This window comes from Frankia sp. CeD, assembly GCF_000732115.1.
GTDB classification, from domain to species: Bacteria; Actinomycetota; Actinomycetes; order Frankiales; family Frankiaceae; genus Frankia; species Frankia casuarinae.
Genome location: NZ_JPGU01000105.1, coordinates 1 through 2336, shown reverse-complemented (window position 1 = coordinate 2336; position 2336 = coordinate 1). Strand labels below are relative to the sequence as shown.

Genomic DNA, 2336 nt, shown 5'->3' with positions numbered 1-2336 from the left:
CCGGGCGACACCGCCGTACCAGCTGACCTGGGCATCGGTCGGGCCGTCCGGGGTCACCTCGGCCCGCCAGCGATGGACGATCTGCACCACCCCTTGGTTGCACACGCACTTGTAGGACGGCTCGGCAGTCTTCGTCGTCGGTGTGGCCCGGGTGCCCGCCGCGGCTCGGCCCCACGCGGCGGGCTCGGGATCTGCGCGGATGACGGCCGAGTTGCCACCCAGGGCGCCCTGGCCAGTGCGCATGGCCAGTGCGCCCTGGCCTCCGGGCCGACTGTCTCTGTGGCCGATTCGAGCCGCGAGTTCTGCCTTAACTTCACGCCACTTGAGCGTAGACTGAGATCGTGACGACGCTGCCCTTCACGGATGCTCGGAACCGCCTCTCGGAGCTGCTCGACGACGTCGAGCGAACCCATGACCGGGTAGAGATCACACGCCATGGTCATGCCGTGGCGATCCTCGTCTCGCCTGACGACCTCGCGGCGCTGGAGGAGACCGTCGAGGTGTTGTCGAACCGCGAGACCATGCGGCAGTTGGCCGAGTCCCGCGCCGCTGTCGAGGCCGGCGACGTGCTTGACGCCGAGGACCTGGCGGCGCTCATGGCCAAGCGCGCCGCGCCGGATGCCAGGAGACGCTCGTCATGACGGGCGCTGCCGGGCCGTACCGTCTTGAGATCACCGGTCCGGCGGCCCGCGCGCTTGCTGGACGTATACCGGAAAAGGTCGCCACGGCCGTACACGAGTTCATCACCACGACGCTCCTGGAGAACCCGCACAGGCTCGGTAAGCGTCTCCTCTACCCGCCCTACGCTGGAACCTGGTCGGCGCGGCGAGGCATGTACCGGGTGCTCTATGAGATTGACGAAGAGAACCGCATCGTTCTCGTGACCGCCGTAGAGCACCGCGCCGACGCATACCGCGGGCGTTGAGCGGCGAGACCGCAGCGTGCCGGTACGAGCACCGCCGATGTCCCCCTGCTTGCACATATGGCGCCGGAAGCCTGACGAAGCACCGACCCCTTCCTCACGCGTCCGTTGCCTTGCTCCAGCGGGGCTGCCGCCGCGAGCAAACGCAGTCCTGTCCGCCGACGACTTCGGTCAACTCCTCACCTCAGTGAGCCTTTCCGCGCAACGATCGATAGCTCTGCGTGAGCATCACGGACGGTAGGCGGCTGGGTGGCTGAAGGGGGGCGGTGACAACGGAAGCTCACCAGTCGTGAGCAGGCGGTGCTCGTGCTGCGCTGGTTCGCCGACGCCACCCAGGTCACCCAGGTGCGGCGGGCGTTCACCTCAACAACCGTCCGCCCGGCGCTTTCAGCCTTGGCACGCGGCACGTTGAAGAACACCCCCCACCCGGCGTCGAGGATCGACGTGTTAAGCCCAGTCTTGGCGNCCTGCCCGTTGGGCAGGAACGCTCCCGGCCGGTCGGGGTCAGGCTTGGGCGCGGCCCGCTTGACCATACTCTTGATGTTAAGTTTTTCGACGGCGATCAGGTCGTGGTCGCGGACGAGTTCGAGCGCGGTCTTGTTCGCGAGATCGACCCGCTGCCGGGCGACTGCGCGGGACCGCGCCGCAACCCGTGCCACGGCCTTCTTCCGTCGCTTCGAGCCCCACTTCTTGCGGGACAGGTCTCGCTGCGCGTCGGCAAGGCGTTCGGCGGACCGTTCGAGGAAACGCGGGTTGCCGTAGTGGTCGCCGTTCGAGGTAGTCACCAACGACGCGACCCCGACATCCAGGCCGACCACCGCGCCCGTGGGTTCCACCACCGCGGCGGGAACGTCGTCACACGAGAGCACGAGGTACCAGCGGGCACCGTTGCATCGTGATGATCGATAGCGCTCATCACCTATGCCGCCTCGCCTCTCGGCGAGGCGCCCCCGGTCTGACCGGCCGTGGCCGTGCCGGGTTCCCGCTTCCCAGCCACCNGCCCGCTNGCGCGGGTCTTNNGGTCGGCTCCACGGGCGTTTNCCGTCTCCGGTGNACTGGCGGCGACGAGGTGGTGCAGGTTGATCGCGGCGTTGTGGTCGCGGTCGAGTACCAGCCCGCAGGACTGGCAGGTGAANGTGCGCTCGGACAGCGTCAGGCTTGGGTTTCGCCAGCCGCAGCCGGAGCAGGTCTTCGAGCTGGGATACCAGCGGTCGGCGACGACGAGCGTCGATCCGTACCAGCGGGTCTTGTAGGCAAGCTGCCGGCGGACCTCGGCCATGCCGGCGTCGGCGACCGCGCGGGCGAGCCGCCGGTTACGGACCATCCCGGCGACGTGCAGATCTTCGACGACGACCGTGTCGTGGGACCGGGCGAGCCGGGTCGTGAGCTTGTGCAGCCCGTTGTGGCGCTGGTT

At 68.4% G+C, this 2336-nt stretch carries 4 protein-coding genes and 1 pseudogene; 2 read left to right on the top strand and 3 right to left on the bottom strand.

Annotated features, from left to right (window positions below; translation table 11 throughout):
- Nucleotides 1-243: pseudogene (locus CED_RS25695) on the bottom strand (hypothetical protein); the annotation flags it as partial.
- Between the two features lie 98 nt (nucleotides 244-341).
- On the opposite strand from CED_RS25695, the gene CED_RS21100 reads away from it, so the two are divergent.
- Both CED_RS21100 and CED_RS21095 read left to right on the top strand, forming a co-directional pair.
- The gene (locus CED_RS21100) at nucleotides 342-641 is read left to right on the top strand and encodes a type II toxin-antitoxin system Phd/YefM family antitoxin (RefSeq protein ID WP_011437075.1); all 300 of its coding nucleotides are present in this window, start codon (nucleotides 342-344) and stop codon (nucleotides 639-641) included.
- A complete protein-coding gene (locus tag CED_RS21095; protein ID WP_011437076.1) occupies nucleotides 638-925 on the top strand; it encodes a type II toxin-antitoxin system RelE/ParE family toxin in 288 nt (95 codons plus the stop codon). The genes CED_RS21100 and CED_RS21095 overlap by 4 nt, the downstream gene beginning before the upstream one ends.
- Nucleotides 926-1101: 176 nt before the next feature.
- Here the strand turns inward: CED_RS21095 and CED_RS21090 are convergent, their stop codons facing one another.
- Together CED_RS21090 and CED_RS21085 are read right to left on the bottom strand one after the other, a co-directional pair.
- A complete protein-coding gene (locus tag CED_RS21090; RefSeq protein WP_255361145.1) occupies nucleotides 1102-1845 on the bottom strand; it encodes a transposase in 744 nt (247 codons plus the stop codon).
- A partial coding sequence (locus tag CED_RS21085; RefSeq protein WP_035913710.1) for an RNA-guided endonuclease TnpB family protein occupies nucleotides 1842-2336 on the bottom strand: 495 nt, incomplete at its 5' end. The genes CED_RS21090 and CED_RS21085, both read right to left, overlap by 4 nt.

What these genes read in the sequence shown, in the direction of transcription:
- CED_RS21095 (WP_011437076.1), top strand. Translation starts at nt 638, where the DNA reads ATGACGGGCGCTGCCGGGCCGTACCGTCTTGAGATCACCGGTCCGGCG.